Consider the following 15,553-nt stretch of genomic DNA (forward strand, 5'->3'; position numbering starts at 1 on the left):
CAATCTGTAGGAGCAAGGCTTGCCCGCGATAGGTCAACGCGGTTCGATGTGGGCGATCATCAGCTGCACAGTCTCATTACCGCGAAACTCGTTGAGGTCGAGTTTGTAGGCCAGTTCCACCCACTTGATGGTCGGGTTCGGCCAGATATCGCGGTCGATACCAAAGGCAATACCGTCCAGTTTCACCGAGCCGCATTCGCTTTTCAGTACCACTTTCAGGTGCCGTTCACCGACGACGCGCTGCTCAACCAGTTGGAACACGCCATGGAACAGCGGCTCAGGGAAGTGCTGCCCCCAAGGACCGGCATGACGCAGGGCTCGCGCCAGTTCGAGGTGGAATTCTTCGACCGCCAGCGTGCCGTCCGACAGTAGACGCCCAGTCAGGTCTTCTTCGCGCAATTGCCGACGCACTTCCGCATCAAAGGCCTCGGCAAACAGCGGGAAATTCGCTTCCGGCAACGTCAGCCCTGCCGCCATGGCGTGGCCGCCGTATTTGCTGATCAGGTTGGGATGCTGCGCCGCCACCACGCTCAGCGCGTCGCGAATGTGGAAACCCTGAACCGAACGCCCCGAGCCCTTGAGCAAACCATCGCCGGCATCGGCAAAGGCGATGGTCGGGCGGAAATAGCGCTCTTTCATCCGCGAAGCAAGGATGCCGATGACACCCTGGTGCCACTCGGGATCGAACAGGCACAAACCGAATGGCATCGACTCGACCGGCAAATCCTTCAGTTGCGCCAGCGCTTCACGCTGCATGCCCTGTTCGATGGATTTGCGGTCCTGGTTCATGCCGTCGAGTTGCACGGCCATTTCCCGCGCCAGCCCCGCGTCGTCGGTGAGCAGGCATTCGATGCCCAGGCTCATGTCGTCCAGCCGCCCCGCCGCGTTAAGGCGCGGGCCGACAATGAAACCCAGATCGGTAGAGGTGATGCGCGCCGGCTCACGCTTGGCGACTTCGAGAATCGCCTTGATCCCCGGCCGCGCACGCCCGGCACGAATCCGCTCCAGACCTTGATGGACCAGAATCCGGTTGTTGGCATCCAGTGGCACCACGTCGGCGACGCTGCCCAGCGCCACCAGGTCCAGCAATTCACCAATGTTCGGTTGTGGCTTGCTCTCGTACCAGCCGAGGCTGCGCAGACGCGCGCGAAGCGCCATCAGCACATAGAAAATAACGCCGACACCGGCCAGTGCCTTGCTCGGGAAATCGCACCCTGGCTGGTTCGGATTGACGATGGCATCGGCCAGCGGCAGTTCATCGCCGGGCAAGTGGTGGTCGGTGACCAGCACGTTGAGGCCGGCCTTTTTCGCCGCTGCCACGCCTTCGACACTGGAAATACCGTTGTCCACGGTGATCAGCAATTGCGGCGTTCTGGTCAGCGCCACTTCAACGATTTCCGGCGTCAGGCCGTAGCCGTACTCAAACCGGTTCGGCACCAGATAGTCGACGTGAGCCGCGCCCAGCAGGCGCAAGCCCAACACCCCCACGGTACTGGCCGTTGCACCATCGGCGTCAAAGTCACCGACGATCAGAATGCGCTGGCGCTGTTCCAGCGCCGTCACCAGCAAATCCACGGCGGCATCGATGCCTTTGAGCTGCTGGAATGGAATCAGCCGCGCGAGGCTCTTGTCCAGTTCAGCCTCGCTCAGCACACCCCGCGCCGCGTACAGACGGGTCAGCAGCGGCGGCAGATCACCGAGAAATGGCAGGGTGTCGGGCAACAGGCGAGGTTCGATGCGCATGGGGTGACGGAAGCTTCTCTTGAATACGTGGGATTGGTCTGTTGCCAGCGCAGGATTAGCCGCGCTCACCTTGCAGCCATTGCAACTGGACTTCATGCTGACCACGGTCGTCGGTAACAAAAATCGTCCCTTCGCTGATCATCACGTCCCACTTGATCACCCGTGGCATGTCTTTGGCCAGGGTTTCCAGGATTTCCTGAGGCACGGCGGCAATGTGCACATTCTTCAGGTTTTTGATCGCGGGGATCACTTTGGTTTCCCAGACGCGCAGGCTGCCGTACGCCAACAGGCTGGTGCGTTCGGTGCGACGCGAGCACCAGGTCAGGCGATCGGCGTCTGGCTGGCCGACTTCGATCCAGTGCAGGACGCGGTCGTCCAGACTTTTTTCCCACAGGGCAGGTTCATCCACGTCTGACAGACCACGACCGAATGACAGCTGCTCGTTGTACCAGAAGGCGTAGGCCAACAGCCGCACGGTCATGCGCTCTTCGGTTTCCGAAGGGTGACGGGCGATGGTCTGCTTCACGGTCTCGTAGATGCTGCGGTCGAGGTCGGTGAGGTTCAGTTCAAACTTGTAGGTCGTGGACGGCTGGGCCATGAACGGGCTTCTTGATACGAGGAAAGGCGGCAAGTCTAACCGATGCTGCAGGCAATCAACGAATTCAAGGCAATTGAGCTTGGTGGTCTGACGTTCGGCTATGTTAAAACGCTATCTCTGCTCAGCCTTTGTCCTACAGGATCCCGCATGCCGCTCACCGGAAAACCGCTCTCAGGTCTGAAAGTCATCGAATTGGGTACGTTGATCGCGGGGCCGTTTGCCTCGCGCATTTGCGGTGAGTTTGGCGCCGACGTGATCAAGATCGAATCCCCCGACGGCGGCGATCCATTGCGCAAATGGCGAAAACTGTACGAAGGCACTTCGCTGTGGTGGTTCGTCCAGGCGCGCAACAAAAAGTCGCTGACCCTGAACCTGAAACACCCGGACGGCCTGGCGATTCTGAAAAAACTGCTCGCTGAAGCGGACATCCTGATCGAGAATTTTCGCCCCGGAGTGCTGGAAAAACTTGGCCTGGGCTGGGACGTCCTGCACGCATTGAACCCGAAACTGGTGATGGTGCGTCTCTCCGGTTTTGGTCAGACCGGGCCGATGAAAGACCAGCCAGGTTTCGGCGCGGTCGGTGAATCCATGGGCGGCCTGCGCTACATCACCGGTTTCGAGGACCGCCCGCCGGTGCGCACCGGGATTTCCATCGGCGACTCGATTGCAGCGCTCTGGGGCGTGATCGGCGCGCTGATGGCCCTGCGTCATCGAGAAGTGAACGGCGGACTCGGCCAAGTGGTCGACGTGGCGCTCTACGAAGCGATCTTCGCCATGATGGAAAGCATGGTGCCGGAGTTCGATGTGTTTGGTTTCATTCGCGAACGCACCGGCAACATCATGCCGGGCATCACGCCTTCCTCGATCCACACCAGCGCCGACGGCAAGCATGTGCAGATCGGCGCCAATGGCGATGCGATCTTCAAGCGGTTCATGCTGATCATCGGTCGCGACGACCTGGCCAACGATCCGGCACTGGCCAGCAACGATGGCCGCGACAGCCGTCGCGACGAGATCTACGGCGTGATCGATCGCTGGGTCAATTCACTGCCACTGGACACGGTGATCGAACGGCTGAATCAGGCTGACGTACCGGCCAGCCGAATCTTCAGTGCCGAAGACATGTTCAGCGATCCGCAGTACCTGGCCCGGGAAATGTTCCTGCAGGCCAAGCTTCCGGACGGTAAAGATTTCAAGATGCCGGGCATTGTGCCGAAACTCTCAGAGACACCCGGCACTTCGGAATGGGTCGGGCCGCAGTTGGGCGAACACAATGCGCAGGTACTGAACGATCTTGGTTACGACATGGAACAGATCGCAAAGCTGCGTGAAGACGGGGCCATCTAAACTGAAGCGCCTGTTTTCATCAGCCCTCCATGCCCCCCGCAACGGGTGCGCAGTGGCGGCTTTCGGGCTTTTGGTCGGGTTGGCCTCACCGATTTCGGCGCACGCCAAAGAGACGCTGATCTGGTTGTTGCGCGATTTACCACCAACGATGATCTTCGAGGGGCCGAAAAAAGGTCAGGGGATCATCGATCAGATGCTGCCGCTGTTGATCGCCGGCATGCCGCAGTACGAGCACACCCTGATGCGGATCAACCGCGCCCGCGGCATGCAGATGCTTCACGAACCGTCGTTTACCTGCGATCCCTCGCTGGTCTGGACCAAGGAGCGGGAACAGTCGATCGCGTTTTCGATTCCTGCCTTCCGCGCCGTGAGCAATGGCCTTGTCGTCCGCAAGGAAGATCGATCAGTGCTGGAACCCTTTTTGATCGACGGTGAAGTCGATCTGGCAGCGTTGCTGGCCGGCAGTGGCAAGAAAGTCGGTGTGGTGGCCGAGCGCAGTTACGGGCAAGTCCTCGATGCATTGCTAAAACAGGCACCGGTCGGTGCTCTGATGCCTCACTACGGTAACGATGCGCTCGGCAGTCTGTTGCAGATGCAACGTCTGGGACGATTGCAGGTGGTGCTGGGCTACTGGCCAGAAATTCGCTACCTGGCTCGTCAAGAACACATGTCCGATGACGAGCTGGAGTTTTTTCCGATCAAGGGCACGGGCAAATTCCTGTCCGGGCACATTGGTTGCTCCAATACAGCCCAGGGCAGAAAGGCGATCAGCGAAATAAACCAGCTATTGCGCACACTGCCTCATGAGCGGCTGGATCAGCTGTACGCCGACTGGCTCGATCCCGAAAGGCGAAAGGATTACCTGACAGAAACCAAGGCGTTTTTCGAGCATCAGGCCGAGCACTGACAAATTGCGGGCAAAAAGAAACCCCGAGAAGTGGGGAGACGACTCGGGGCTAAACGTGGCCTACATAAAGACCCGTAGCAGCAAGCTACAAGCACCGGAGCACAATGCTTGATCCTGCTGTTACATGGTCTGACTGACCTAAGCGCAGGAAGGTTCCCACAACAATCACGTCAATTTCTGCGAGCCAGCATTTTTTCCTGGGCTGCATTACGCAACGCCGCGATGACACAGGGCTCCAGCCGTCCTTCGGCGATGAGCACGTCGCGGTGCAAACCGTCGACGACATCGGTCAGCAGACGCTTGTCGGTCAACTGAGCCTGATTGAAGACGCGTTCCACCACCATCGCGCCCGTCGCATTCTTCAACGTCACCAGGCATTCGCCATGGGCACCCGACGGGGTCAGCGTGACCTGATACGGGCTCAGCGCCTCACCGAGCAATAGACTGATACTTTCCATCTCGATCACCACTCAATAGTCCGAAAACAAAGTGCCTGGGGCGTGCTTACAGTAAATGACCACTGGCCCGAGAAGAAAGTTCTGGATTTCCAGGTGCAGGCGCGTCGGCGCCTCTGGTTGATAGAGCATGCACGGCAAAGATGACAGGGAAAAAACAGTCGCATCACTCGCCCCGCTGTCGGTCTCTATCCGTCCAGCCTCCCAGCAAACCGCGCAATTGCCCATCGGCGCTGTAGAACGGCACCGTCCACTGATAGATATCCCTGACACCGTTATTGAACTCCAATTGACGTTCAATGAACCGGGGCTTGCGTGTATTCAATTGGGTGATGAACTCAGCATGCAAGCTCTCTGCCGTCGCTTTGGGCAGGAGATCGAGTTCGATCAACTGTCGCCCCTGAATCTGGTCGAAACGGGTCGCCAGACTCTCTTCATAACTTTTGTTGCACATGATCAAACGCCCTTGCAGATCACGCACAAACACCGGATCGGGCATGGCATCCATCAAGGCGTGCTGGAAGGCGAGTTGATCGTTGAGGTTTTTCTCATCGTTCAGGTGTTGCTGGTTCAAGCTGGCGAGGCGTCTGTTCCAGAACAATGAAAGCAGACCGAAAAGGCTGATGAAAACCATTCCCCAACACCCCCAATGGGTAAGGCGCTGCCAGAGGGAGGGAGACTTCATTGAGCCGATTCCGCTGAGCCACTTCAAGCGAATGGCACGCAACTCGGCGGGTGGAAAGGCCTCAAGCGCCTTGTTGAGGATACTCAGCAACGGCGACTGACCTTTGCGTACCGCCAAATGATCAGCCTCCCATTTGCCCTCCACGGCATGCCCGACCTTGAGTCGCCCCAGCGGATAAAGCTGCGCCCCGATTTCATTTTCGATGGTGGCGAAGGCTTCACCACCTTCAACCAACGCCCTGGCTTCGGGATAGGTTTTGACCGAGCGCAGTTCGATCGCCGGATAGTCGTGGCGAATCGTACCTTCGAGTGCATGCCGGGTCGGCAACACCAGGACTCGGTTCGACAACTGATCGAGGGACTGCACGACCGGCTCTTCTGCGCGCCCGACAAACACCCAGCCAGCACCACCGAATGCATGACTGAAATCCAGAAACCCTTTGCGCTCGTCATTCACCGCCAGTGTCGTGCTCATGTCCGCCGCGCCGCTTTCCAGACGCCCGAGCATCTGATCAGTGGAAAACGATTCTTCGTGAACAAAATTCAAGCCCGTCATGGCACTGATGCGATTGAGCAGATCGTTGTTCAAACCGCTCCATTGACCGTGCTCATCCTTGAACAGATACAACGGGTACTGCACGGATGCAACGATGACTTGCGGATGCTCGGCAATCCACCGCAACTCTTCGGCGGAGAGTTCGATTGCCACGTCAACAACCGTCTCCTGCGCAGTGGATGTCACCAATTGCGCCGCCAGCGGCACTGGGGCAAAGCCCATGACACCGACTAAAAACATCCAGCACATCGCTGGTTTGAGTCTTATGAAAAACTGCATTACCACTTCCTTCGCGATCAGCTCGCCCGTCCTTCATGGGGCGAAAACGCAACAAGTGTGGCACGCAGAAATGAGAAAGCCCGTCAGGAGACGGGCTTCAAAATGTGACAGCTTTTACCGGTTACAACGGCTTGCCACGGTTGCCATGCTGACTGACAAAGGCCTGCACGGCTTTCAGGTCGTTTGGCAACACGGTGCAACGCTCATCTCTCTCAAACAAATCAGAAAGATGTGTAGGGAGTTCAAGCGCTTTTCCTACACCGGCTTTCTGCACGGCATCCGGGAATTTGACCGGATGGGCCGTACCGAGGATAACCATTGGAATGTCCAGACTGCGACGGCACTCGCGCGCAGCCTTCACGCCGATGGCCGTGTGCGGGTCCAGCAGCTCGCCGGTTTGTTCGTACACTTCGGCGATGGTTTCGCAGGTCTGTGCGTCATCCACGGCCAGGGAATCGAACAGCTTGCGGGCTTCGGTCCAGCGTTCCTGTTCGACGCTGAAACCGCCACCCTGCTTGAAGCTGTCCATCAGCCCGGCAATCGCTGCGCCGTTGCGACCGTGGAGGTCGAACAGCAGGCGCTCGAAGTTCGAAGACACCATGATGTCCATCGATGGCGACAGCGTGGCGTGCAGGGTTTCCTTGACGTACTGGTTGCCGCTCATGAAGCGATGCAGGATGTCGTTGCGGTTGGTGGCGACGATCAACTGATTGATCGGCAAGCCCATGTTGCGCGCCAGGTAACCGGCGAAGATGTCGCCGAAGTTGCCGGTCGGCACCGAGAACGACACCGAACGCGCCGGGCCACCCAATTGCAGCGAGGCGTGGAAGTAGTAAACGATCTGGGCCATGATCCGCGCCCAGTTGATCGAGTTCACCGCGACCAGGCGCGTGCCTTTGAGGAAGCTCTGGTCGGCGAAGCTCGCCTTGACCATTTCCTGGCAGTCGTCGAAGTTGCCTTCGATGGCGATGTTGTGGATGTTCTCGCCGAAGATGGTAGTCATCTGACGACGCTGCACTTCGGACACACGGTTGTGCGGGTGCAGGATGAAGATGTCGACGTTTTCGCAGTGCTTGCAGCCTTCGATGGCGGCCGAACCGGTGTCGCCGGACGTAGCGCCGACAATCACCACGCGCTCACCGCGCTTTTCCAGCACGTAGTCGAGCAAACGACCGAGCAGTTGCAGGGCGAAGTCTTTAAACGCCAGGGTCGGACCGTGGAACAGCTCAAGCACCCATTCGTTGCCGTTCAATTGGCGCAGTGGCGCTACGGCGTTGTGCGAGAACACACCGTAGGTTTCTTCAAGAATCTTTTTGAAATCGGCATCAGGGATGCTGCCCGTCACAAATGGGCGCATGACCCGGAAGGCCAGTTCGTGGTACGGCAGGCCGGCCCACGAAGCGATTTCTTCCTGGGTGAAACGTGGCAGGTTTTCCGGGACGTACAGACCGCCGTCGGTGGCGAGACCGGCCAGCAGGACGTCTTCGAAATTCAGGGCCGGTGCCTGGCCGCGGGTACTGATATAACGCATGACTGGCTCCAATAGACAGTGTTCGCAAACCCGGGCCCGCACGCAGGCCCAGTGAACGATAACGGCTTAGTTCAGGTGCTCGACGCGGATCCGTACAACCGGACCGACCACGCCGGTCAACGCTTCCAGCGCGGCAATCGCGTCGTTCATGTGCTGTTCCAGCACACGGTGCGTCAGCAGGATCATCGGCACCAGACCGTCATGCTCTTCGACTTCTTTCTGCATGATCGATTCGATGTTGATGCCGCGCTCCGACAGGATGCTTGCCACCTGGGCCAATACGCCCGGATGGTCCTTGGCCTGAATGCGCAGGTAGTAGGCGCTTTCGCAGGCTTCGATCGGCAGGATCGGGTGCGCCGACAGCGAATCCGGCTGGAAGGCCAGGTGCGGTACGCGGTTTTCCGGGTCGCAGGTCATGGCGCGAACCACGTCCACCAGGTCGGCGATCACCGACGAAGCGGTTGGCTCCATGCCAGCGCCAGCGCCGTAGAACAGCGTCGAACCGGCCGCATCGCCGTTGACCATCACCGCGTTCATCACGCCGTTGACGTTGGCGATCAAACGATCAGCCGGAATCAGCGTCGGGTGTACGCGTAATTCGATACCGGCCGCAGTACTGCGAGCCACGCCGAGGTGCTTGATGCGGTAGCCCAGCGCTTCGGCGTAGTTCACGTCAGCGGTGGTCAGCTTGGTGATGCCTTCCGTGTAGGCCTTGTCGAACTGCAGCGGGATACCGAACGCGATGGACGCCAGGATCGTCAGCTTGTGGGCGGCGTCGATGCCTTCAACGTCGAAGGTCGGATCGGCTTCGGCGTAGCCCAAGGCCTGCGCCTCGGCCAGCACGTCTTCGAAGGTGCGACCTTTCTCACGCATTTCGGTGAGAATGAAGTTGCCGGTGCCGTTGATGATGCCGGCAACCCAATTGATGCGGTTGGCGGACAGGCCTTCACGGATCGCCTTGATCACCGGAATGCCACCGGCCACAGCCGCTTCGAACGCCACGATCACGCCTTTCTCACGAGCCTTGGCGAAAATTTCATTACCGTGAACGGCAATCAATGCCTTGTTCGCGGTGACCACATGCTTGCCATTCTCGATGGCCTTGAGTACCAGCTCGCGGGCAACGGTGTAGCCGCCCATCAGCTCTATAACGATGTCGATCTCAGGGTTCGTGGCCACTTCGAAGACATCGTTGGTAATCGCAATACCGGTCGTCTGGAACTGAGGCTTTGGCGTGCGCATGGCAATTTGTGCCACTTCGATTCCACGCCCGGCACGACGAGCAATTTCCTCGGCGTTGCGCTGAAGTACGTTGAAGGTACCGCCACCGACGGTTCCTAACCCACAGATGCCTACTTTGACCGGTTTCACTGTGAACTCCCCATAAAACGGCCGACTCAAGGTCGGCCGTGAAAACAACCGCGTACTCGCGGTTCTCTATTAATGGCCCGGCGATAACGCTGCCGGACCACGATCGTCAATGGCTGACCGTGACGATGCGAATTTACTTCGCGCCCAGTGCCAGTTTGGCGACTTGTGGCGCAGGCTGGTAGCCCGGAATGACCTGACCATCGGCCAAAACGATGGCCGGTGTGCCGTTCACGCCGATCGACTGACCGAGGGCGAACTGCTTGGAAACCGGGTTATCGCACTTGGCGGCCTTGATTTCCTTGCCGTCGACCATTTTATCCATGGCTGCTTTCTTGTCTTTCGAGCACCAGACCGCTTGCAGCTGCTCGTCACCCGGCGAGCCCAAGCCCTGGCGCGGGAACGCGACGTAGCGCACTTCGATGCCGCGCTTGTTCAGCTCAGGCACTTCGGCATGCAGTTTGTGGCAGTACGGGCACGTCGTGTCGGTGAACACGGTGATGTGCGATTTGGTTTCGCCGATGGCCGGGTAAACCACGGTTTCCGCGACCGGTATCTCGTTGACCAGTTTGGAAATGCCCAGGCGTTCGGTTTTCTCGGTCAGGTTGACCGGCTTGCCATCCTTGAGCTGGAACAGATAGCCCTGAACGACATACTGGCCGTCGGCACTGGCGTACAGCACGCGGCTGCCCTTGAGTTTGACTTCGTACATCCCGGGCAGCGGGCTGGCGGTGATGGTTTCGACGGGCACGTCGAGCTGGAGGTTTTCCAGGCTTTTACGAATGGCTTTGTCGGCCGCGTCATCGGCGACGGCAAAGGTGCTGACCAACGCAATGGCGGCGGCGGCGAAAATCTGGGTCAGACGCATGAGAACTCCTGAAGGCGGACAAATGGGACGATCAGAACGCCCGTGCCGAAACACCGGGTCATAACCGCCCATCGTGCAAACCGGCAAAGCCTACCACATAAGGTCGTTGTGGCCGAATGGAGCTGACACAAGACATTGTGGCGAGGGAGCTTGCTCCCGCTGGGCTGCGAAGCGGACCCAAAATCCTACGAACGGCGAAGATTTTGTGAGTGCTGCGCACTCAAGCGGGAGCAAGCTCCCTCGCCACAAGTGCTATTCATCCATGAATACTCATCAACCCCGCGGGTGATGTTTGGCGTGCAGGTCTTGCAAGCGCGCGCGGGCGACGTGGGTGTAGATCTGGGTCGTCGACAAATCGCTATGGCCAAGCAGCATTTGCACCACCCGCAAATCAGCGCCGTGGTTGAGCAAGTGCGTGGCGAAGGCGTGGCGCAAGGTATGGGGCGACAGCGACTTGCCGATCCCGGCGACCTTGGCCTGGTGCTTGATGCGGTGCCAGAAGGTCTGGCGGGTCATCTGCTCGCCGCGCTGGCTGGGAAACATGACATCGCTGGGGCGGCCGCCAAGCAGTTCCTGGCGACCATCACGCATGTAACGCTCGACCCAGACAATCGCCTCCTCCCCCATCGGCACCAGTCGCTCCTTGCTGCCCTTGCCCATCACCCTGAGCACACCCTGGCGCAAGTTGACCTGCTCCAGCGTCAGGCTGATCAGCTCAGTCACGCGCAAGCCACAGGCGTAAAGCACTTCAAGCATGGCGCGGTCTCGCTGGCCGATGGCTTCGCTGAGATCAGGCGCCTTGAGCAAGGCTTCGACGTCGGCTTCCGACAGGGATTTAGGCAAAGGCCTACCCAACTGAGGCATATCAACACGCAAGGTCGGGTCGACGGCAATCAACTTTTCCCGCAGCAGGTAGCGATAAAAGCCACGCACACCCGAGAGGAATCGCGCGGTGGAACGGGGTTTGTAGTTCTGCTCCAGACGCCAGGCCAGGTGATCGAGGATCAACTCGCGACCGGCATTGACCAACTCCAGTCCCTTCTCCTGCAGCCAGCCGTTGAACAGGGCCAGGTCACTGCGATAGGCGTCGCGGGTGTTGTCGGAGAGACCTTTCTCCAGCCACAGGGCGTCGAGGAATTGGTCTATCAGGGGATGATCGATAGCAGGCATGATCGCTCTAGACACGCCGTCTTGAGACGGCATGCGAAAAAGGGTGAACGGAATTAATGGCCGCTAGTCTTTCATAGCCCGCTACTTCAAGGAACAGGAGCTTCAATGAACGAACAGCAGATTCTGTTGGCAATTGGCGGTATCGGTGCAGCGGCGCTGGGTTGTCAGTGGCTGGCGTGGCGCCTGAAATTGCCGGCAATTCTTTTCCTGCTGCTGACCGGCATTCTGGTGGGGCCGATTCTGGGCTGGCTCGACCCGCAAGCCATGTTCGGGCCGCTATTGATGCCGCTGGTGTCGCTGGCGGTGGCACTGATCCTGTTTGAAGGCAGCCTGACGCTGCATCTGTCGGAATGGCGCGAGATTGGCAGCGTGGTGCATCGACTGGTCACCCTCGGCGCGCTCTCGACCTGGGTGGTCATCGCCGTCGCTACCCATTACCTGCTGGGTTTCGACTGGTTGCTCGCCATCCTGTTCGGCAGCCTGACGCTGGTCACCGGCCCCACGGTGATCGTGCCGATGTTGCGCGTGGTGCGACCGAAAGCCTCGATCGCCAACATCCTGCGCTGGGAAGGCATCGTCATCGACCCGATTGGCGCCCTGCTCGCTGTGGTGGTCTACAGCTTCATCATCGCCAGTGCAGCGGGTGAAGGCTTGAGCCATAGCCTGCTGACCTTCGGCGGTGTGATTCTGTGCGGCAGCGTATTCGGGATTGCCGGTGGCTGGATGCTCGGCATGATCATTCGGCGCCAGTGGCTGCCGGAGTACCTGCACAACCTGGCCGCGCTGGCCGCGGTGCTGGGTATTTTCATCACCGCCAACGAGGTGATGCACGAATCCGGTCTGCTGGCCGTGACCTTGATGGGCATGTGGCTGGCCAACATGAAAGGCGTGGATGTGCGACATATCCTGCACTTCAAGGAAAACCTCAGCGTGCTCCTGATTTCGGGGCTGTTCATCTTGCTGGCGGCGCGCCTCGATCTGAACGCTATGATCGGCCTCGGGCCGCTGGTGCTGATTCTGCTGCTGATCATTCAATTTATCGCCCGCCCCTTGAACGTGATGCTGTCTACCCTGGGTTCGAATTTGAGCTGGCGCGAACGGGCACTGCTGTCGTGGATAGCCCCGCGCGGGATCGTCGCGGCGGCCGTGTCAGCGATTTTCGCGATTCGCCTGCACGAGGCCGGTCACCAGGGTGCGTTGCTGCTGGTGCCGCTGACGTTTGCCGTGATCATAGGCACCGTGGTGCTGCAAAGTGCCACGGCGCGGCCCTTGGCGCAGTTGCTGAAAGTGGCTGAACCGGCGCCCAGCGGTTTCCTGATCGTCGGGGCCAACGCTCCGGCGCGAACCTTGGGCAAAGCCTTGCAGCAACTGGGCAGTCGGGTGCTGCTGACAGACTCGAGCTGGGAGAATATTCGGGCGGCACGCATGGACGGTTTGCCGACGTACTTCGGCAATCCGGCGTCGCAGCATGCGGATGCGCACCTGGACCTGGTGGGGCTGGGACATTTGCTGACGCTGTCGCCGTCCGGTGAACTGAACACACTGGCGTCGATGCGCTTTCGCCATGACTTTGGTCATCAACGCCTGTTCGGGCTGGCCAGCGGCCAGGAGAGCCGACGCACCGACAAGCATCGCGCCAGCCATGAACATCGCGGGCGTTTGCTGGGCAATGAGGAGTTAACTTACGTAAAACTGGCCAATCAGCTGCATCAGGGGGCGGAGCTGTACAGCACGCATCTGACCGAGGGATTTGGCTGGGAGGATTATCAGGCGTTGCATGGAGAGCGAGCGACGTTGTTGTTTGCTCGCGATGACAGTGGCTGGGTGCATGTGGTGACGCCGGACAGTGCGCTCAGGCCTTCGGCGGGGTGGACGGTGTTGGCATTGATTCAGCCTGAAGATAGCGCGGCGGCGTAAATCGCAGGCAACAAAAAAGCAGCCCGAAGGCTGCTTTTTTCTGCATCGGAAGCTGGACTTAAGCCAGTTTTTCCTTGATGCGAGCTGCTTTACCGGACAGGTCACGCAGGTAGTACAGCTTGGCTTTACGTACGTCACCGCGACGTTTAACGGCCATGCTGTCGATTTGCGGACTGTAGGTCTGGAAAGTACGCTCTACGCCAACACCGTTGGAGATTTTACGAACGGTGAATGCACTGTTTACGCCGCGGTTACGCTTGGCGATAACAACACCTTCGAACGCTTGCAGACGCGAACGGTCGCCTTCCTTCACTTTCACCTGAACGACAATGGTGTCGCCCGGGGCAAAGGTAGGGATCTCTTTGGTCATCTGCTCTGCTTCGAGTGCAAGGATGATTTTGTTAGTCATGCTGTGCTCCTAAGGTAAATCGTCGGATCTACCATCGATACGTTGTTAACTATCGTCCCGCTCGCGGATGTATTCCTCGAGCAGCTTCTTCTCTTCTCCAGAAAGCGAGCGGCTTTCCAGAAGATCGGCGCGTCGTTCAAAGGTCCTACCAAGGGACTGCTGTAAACGCCAACGCCGGATATGCGCGTGATTGCCACTAAGCAACACGTCGGGAACACGCTGATCCGCATACACCTCCGGTCGGGTGTAGTGCGGGCAATCCAGCAAACCATCCGTAAAGGAATCTTCCTCGGCGGAGTCCGCATGCCCTAAAGCTCCAGGCAGCAGTCGTGTAACCGCATCGATCAGGACCATCGCCGGCAGCTCGCCGCCAGACAGTACGTAGTCGCCAATCGACCACTCTTCATCGACATGAGCTTCAATAAATCGCTCGTCAATGCCTTCATAGCGACCGGCAATCAGGATCAATGCATCCAGATTCGCCAACTCGCGCACCGCCGACTGAGTCAGTTGACGGCCTTGGGGGGACAGGTAAATTACCTTCGCCGCCTCCCCGGCTGCTGCCTTGGCCTGAACCAGAGCATCTTCCAGGGGCTTGATCTTCATCACCATGCCCGGACCACCGCCAAATGGGCGATCATCCACAGTGTGATGTCGATCCGTCGTGTAGTCTCGCGGGTTCCAACAGGTGAGCTGCAAGAGCCCCTGTTTCACCGCCCGACTGGTGATGCCGTACTCGCTGATGGCGGAGAACATCTCGGGAAACAAACTGATCACTTCTACGCGCAAGTTAGCCACGCTTAGAAGTCCGCATCCCATTCCACCTTCATCTCGCCTGCCGCCAGGTCGACTGCCAACACGCATTGCTCCGTATAGGGCAACAGGCGTTCGCGATCATCCAGGCTGCCAGCGCAAGGCTTGACCACCATTACATCATTGGCGCCGGTTTCCAGAAGATGATCGATTTTCCCGAGCAATTGCCCGAGTTGATCAACAACCTTCAGACCTTCCAGCTGGTACCAGTAGTACTCGCCGTCGGTCAATTCAGGGAACAGGTTGCGCGGCACACAGATCTCGTAACCGGCCAGAAGACGAGCTTCTTCACGATCATCAAGACCCTTGAGCTTCGCGACCAGGAACTTGTCGTTCCCACGTCCGCTGACCAGCTCAACCTGCTTCACATTACCCTCGCGCTTGAGCGTCCAGGTTTTGTACTGCAACAGGTTTTCTGTCGGATCAGTAAAGGAATACACCTTCACTTCGCCGCGAACGCCATGAACCGAATAAATTTTGCCGATAACGATCAAATCATCAGCAACAGCTGGCGTCGCGTTCATATTGCTCAGGCCGCAGCCTTAGCCGAGTCCTTCAACAACTGAGCAACACGCTCAGAAGGTTGTGCACCAACGCTCAGCCAGTAGGCTACGCGCTCTTGGTTCACGGACAGACGGACTTCTTGACCACGAGCAACAGGGTTGAAGAAACCAACCTGTTCCTTGTGCGAACCGTCGCGCGGGTTGCGGCTGTCGGTTACGGTCAAGTGGTAAAACGGGCGCTTTTTGGAGCCGCCAAGGGCAAGACGGATTGTTAGCATGTGAACATCGTTCCTGTAGTCGGTGCTGCAAATCTAAAGGCACAGCGGGCATAGGTGCCCGAAAGGCCGCATATTCTAAGGAATATCCGGACTTTTGCAAATGTCTTTTTCCGGCGGCCTATCGGAC

General features: G+C 58.7%; 15 protein-coding genes. 3 read left to right on the forward strand and 12 right to left on the reverse strand.

Annotated elements, in window-relative coordinates; translation table 11 throughout:
* Nucleotides 1-33: 33 nt before the first annotated feature.
* Both recJ and EAH78_RS05550 read right to left on the reverse strand, forming a co-directional pair.
* Nucleotides 34-1,743: a single-stranded-DNA-specific exonuclease RecJ gene (gene recJ / locus EAH78_RS05545; RefSeq protein ID WP_140666485.1), complete on the reverse strand. Its 1,710-nt coding sequence runs from the start codon at nucleotides 1,741-1,743 to the stop codon at nucleotides 34-36.
* Between the two features lie 55 nt (nucleotides 1,744-1,798).
* Nucleotides 1,799-2,341, reverse strand: coding sequence for a YaeQ family protein (locus tag EAH78_RS05550; protein ID WP_027924916.1), 543 nt, complete (start codon nucleotides 2,339-2,341; stop codon nucleotides 1,799-1,801).
* A gap of 147 nt (nucleotides 2,342-2,488) precedes the next feature.
* Between EAH78_RS05550 and EAH78_RS05555 the strand changes: the two genes are divergently transcribed.
* Together EAH78_RS05555 and EAH78_RS05560 are read left to right on the forward strand one after the other, a co-directional pair.
* Nucleotides 2,489-3,688 (forward strand): CaiB/BaiF CoA transferase family protein, encoded by a 1,200-nt coding sequence (locus EAH78_RS05555; RefSeq protein WP_140666487.1) that lies wholly within the window; start codon nucleotides 2,489-2,491, stop codon nucleotides 3,686-3,688.
* The gene (locus EAH78_RS05560; protein ID WP_140666489.1) at nucleotides 3,669-4,595 is read left to right on the forward strand and encodes a TIGR02285 family protein; all 927 of its coding nucleotides are present in this window, start codon (nucleotides 3,669-3,671) and stop codon (nucleotides 4,593-4,595) included. The genes EAH78_RS05555 and EAH78_RS05560 overlap by 20 nt, the downstream gene beginning before the upstream one ends.
* A 170-nt stretch (nucleotides 4,596-4,765) precedes the next feature.
* Here EAH78_RS05560 and EAH78_RS05565 read toward each other — a convergent pair whose 3' ends face one another.
* From EAH78_RS05565 to xerD, 6 genes are all read right to left on the reverse strand, one after another.
* The gene (locus tag EAH78_RS05565; RefSeq protein WP_140666491.1) at nucleotides 4,766-5,053 is read right to left on the reverse strand and encodes a DUF3509 domain-containing protein; all 288 of its coding nucleotides are present in this window, start codon (nucleotides 5,051-5,053) and stop codon (nucleotides 4,766-4,768) included.
* A gap of 163 nt (nucleotides 5,054-5,216) precedes the next feature.
* Nucleotides 5,217-6,569, reverse strand: a complete 1,353-nt coding sequence (locus EAH78_RS05570) for a transporter substrate-binding domain-containing protein (RefSeq protein WP_140666493.1) — start codon at nucleotides 6,567-6,569, stop codon at nucleotides 5,217-5,219.
* Between the two features lie 121 nt (nucleotides 6,570-6,690).
* Nucleotides 6,691-8,100, reverse strand: coding sequence for a threonine synthase (gene thrC, locus EAH78_RS05575; protein WP_140666495.1), 1,410 nt, complete (start codon nucleotides 8,098-8,100; stop codon nucleotides 6,691-6,693).
* A 66-nt stretch (nucleotides 8,101-8,166) separates the two neighbouring features.
* Nucleotides 8,167-9,471 carry a homoserine dehydrogenase gene (locus EAH78_RS05580; RefSeq protein ID WP_140666497.1) on the reverse strand — a complete coding sequence of 435 codons (1,305 nt, stop codon included), beginning with the start codon at nucleotides 9,469-9,471 and terminating at the stop codon, nucleotides 8,167-8,169.
* 133 nt (nucleotides 9,472-9,604) lie between these two features.
* Nucleotides 9,605-10,336 carry a bifunctional protein-disulfide isomerase/oxidoreductase DsbC gene (gene dsbC / locus EAH78_RS05585; protein WP_140666499.1) on the reverse strand — a complete coding sequence of 244 codons (732 nt, stop codon included), beginning with the start codon at nucleotides 10,334-10,336 and terminating at the stop codon, nucleotides 9,605-9,607.
* A 273-nt stretch (nucleotides 10,337-10,609) separates the two neighbouring features.
* Nucleotides 10,610-11,506, reverse strand: a complete 897-nt coding sequence (xerD, locus tag EAH78_RS05590) for a site-specific tyrosine recombinase XerD (protein WP_140666501.1) — start codon at nucleotides 11,504-11,506, stop codon at nucleotides 10,610-10,612.
* 105 nt (nucleotides 11,507-11,611) lie between these two features.
* Here xerD and EAH78_RS05595 point away from each other — a divergent pair, with 105 nt between their 5' ends.
* Nucleotides 11,612-13,423: a cation:proton antiporter gene (locus EAH78_RS05595; RefSeq protein WP_140666503.1), complete on the forward strand. Its 1,812-nt coding sequence runs from the start codon at nucleotides 11,612-11,614 to the stop codon at nucleotides 13,421-13,423.
* Between the two features lie 58 nt (nucleotides 13,424-13,481).
* On the opposite strand, the gene rplS is transcribed toward EAH78_RS05595, so the two are convergent.
* Genes rplS through rpsP form a run of 4 tightly spaced genes read right to left on the reverse strand, consistent with a single transcriptional unit; the run spans nucleotide 13,482 to nucleotide 15,426 of the window.
* Nucleotides 13,482-13,832: a 50S ribosomal protein L19 gene (gene rplS, locus EAH78_RS05600; protein WP_003175895.1), complete on the reverse strand. Its 351-nt coding sequence runs from the start codon at nucleotides 13,830-13,832 to the stop codon at nucleotides 13,482-13,484.
* Between the two features lie 45 nt (nucleotides 13,833-13,877).
* On the reverse strand, nucleotides 13,878-14,651 hold the full coding sequence (gene trmD / locus EAH78_RS05605; protein WP_154503229.1) for a tRNA (guanosine(37)-N1)-methyltransferase TrmD: 774 nt from the start codon (nucleotides 14,649-14,651) through the stop codon (nucleotides 13,878-13,880).
* A complete protein-coding gene (gene rimM / locus EAH78_RS05610; protein WP_140666505.1) occupies nucleotides 14,633-15,169 on the reverse strand; it encodes a ribosome maturation factor RimM in 537 nt (178 codons plus the stop codon). The genes trmD and rimM overlap by 19 nt, the downstream gene beginning before the upstream one ends.
* Nucleotides 15,170-15,174: 5 nt before the next feature.
* Complete coding sequence (rpsP, locus tag EAH78_RS05615; RefSeq protein WP_045059142.1) at nucleotides 15,175-15,426, reverse strand: 30S ribosomal protein S16; 252 nt, start codon at nucleotides 15,424-15,426, stop codon at nucleotides 15,175-15,177.
* Nucleotides 15,427-15,553: the final 127 nt, after the last annotated feature.

It is taken from the genome of Pseudomonas arsenicoxydans, from assembly GCF_006438915.1.
Classification (GTDB): domain Bacteria; phylum Pseudomonadota; class Gammaproteobacteria; order Pseudomonadales; family Pseudomonadaceae; genus Aquipseudomonas; species Aquipseudomonas arsenicoxydans_A.

What these genes read in the sequence shown, in the direction of transcription:
- EAH78_RS05570 (WP_140666493.1), bottom strand. Translation starts at nt 6,569, where the DNA reads ATGCAGTTTTTCATAAGACTCAAACCAGCGATGTGCTGGATGTTTTTA.
- EAH78_RS05555 (WP_140666487.1), top strand. Translation starts at nt 2,489, where the DNA reads ATGCCGCTCACCGGAAAACCGCTCTCAGGTCTGAAAGTCATCGAATTG.
- trmD (WP_154503229.1), bottom strand. Translation starts at nt 14,651, where the DNA reads ATGGGATGCGGACTTCTAAGCGTGGCTAACTTGCGCGTAGAAGTGATC.
- dsbC (WP_140666499.1), bottom strand. Translation starts at nt 10,336, where the DNA reads ATGCGTCTGACCCAGATTTTCGCCGCCGCCGCCATTGCGTTGGTCAGC.
- xerD (WP_140666501.1), bottom strand. Translation starts at nt 11,506, where the DNA reads ATGCCTGCTATCGATCATCCCCTGATAGACCAATTCCTCGACGCCCTG.
- thrC (WP_140666495.1), bottom strand. Translation starts at nt 8,100, where the DNA reads ATGCGTTATATCAGTACCCGCGGCCAGGCACCGGCCCTGAATTTCGAA.
- rimM (WP_140666505.1), bottom strand. Translation starts at nt 15,169, where the DNA reads ATGAACGCGACGCCAGCTGTTGCTGATGATTTGATCGTTATCGGCAAA.
- recJ (WP_140666485.1), bottom strand. Translation starts at nt 1,743, where the DNA reads ATGCGCATCGAACCTCGCCTGTTGCCCGACACCCTGCCATTTCTCGGT.
- EAH78_RS05550 (WP_027924916.1), bottom strand. Translation starts at nt 2,341, where the DNA reads ATGGCCCAGCCGTCCACGACCTACAAGTTTGAACTGAACCTCACCGAC.
- EAH78_RS05595 (WP_140666503.1), top strand. Translation starts at nt 11,612, where the DNA reads ATGAACGAACAGCAGATTCTGTTGGCAATTGGCGGTATCGGTGCAGCG.
- EAH78_RS05565 (WP_140666491.1), bottom strand. Translation starts at nt 5,053, where the DNA reads ATGGAAAGTATCAGTCTATTGCTCGGTGAGGCGCTGAGCCCGTATCAG.
- rplS (WP_003175895.1), bottom strand. Translation starts at nt 13,832, where the DNA reads ATGACTAACAAAATCATCCTTGCACTCGAAGCAGAGCAGATGACCAAA.
- rpsP (WP_045059142.1), bottom strand. Translation starts at nt 15,426, where the DNA reads ATGCTAACAATCCGTCTTGCCCTTGGCGGCTCCAAAAAGCGCCCGTTT.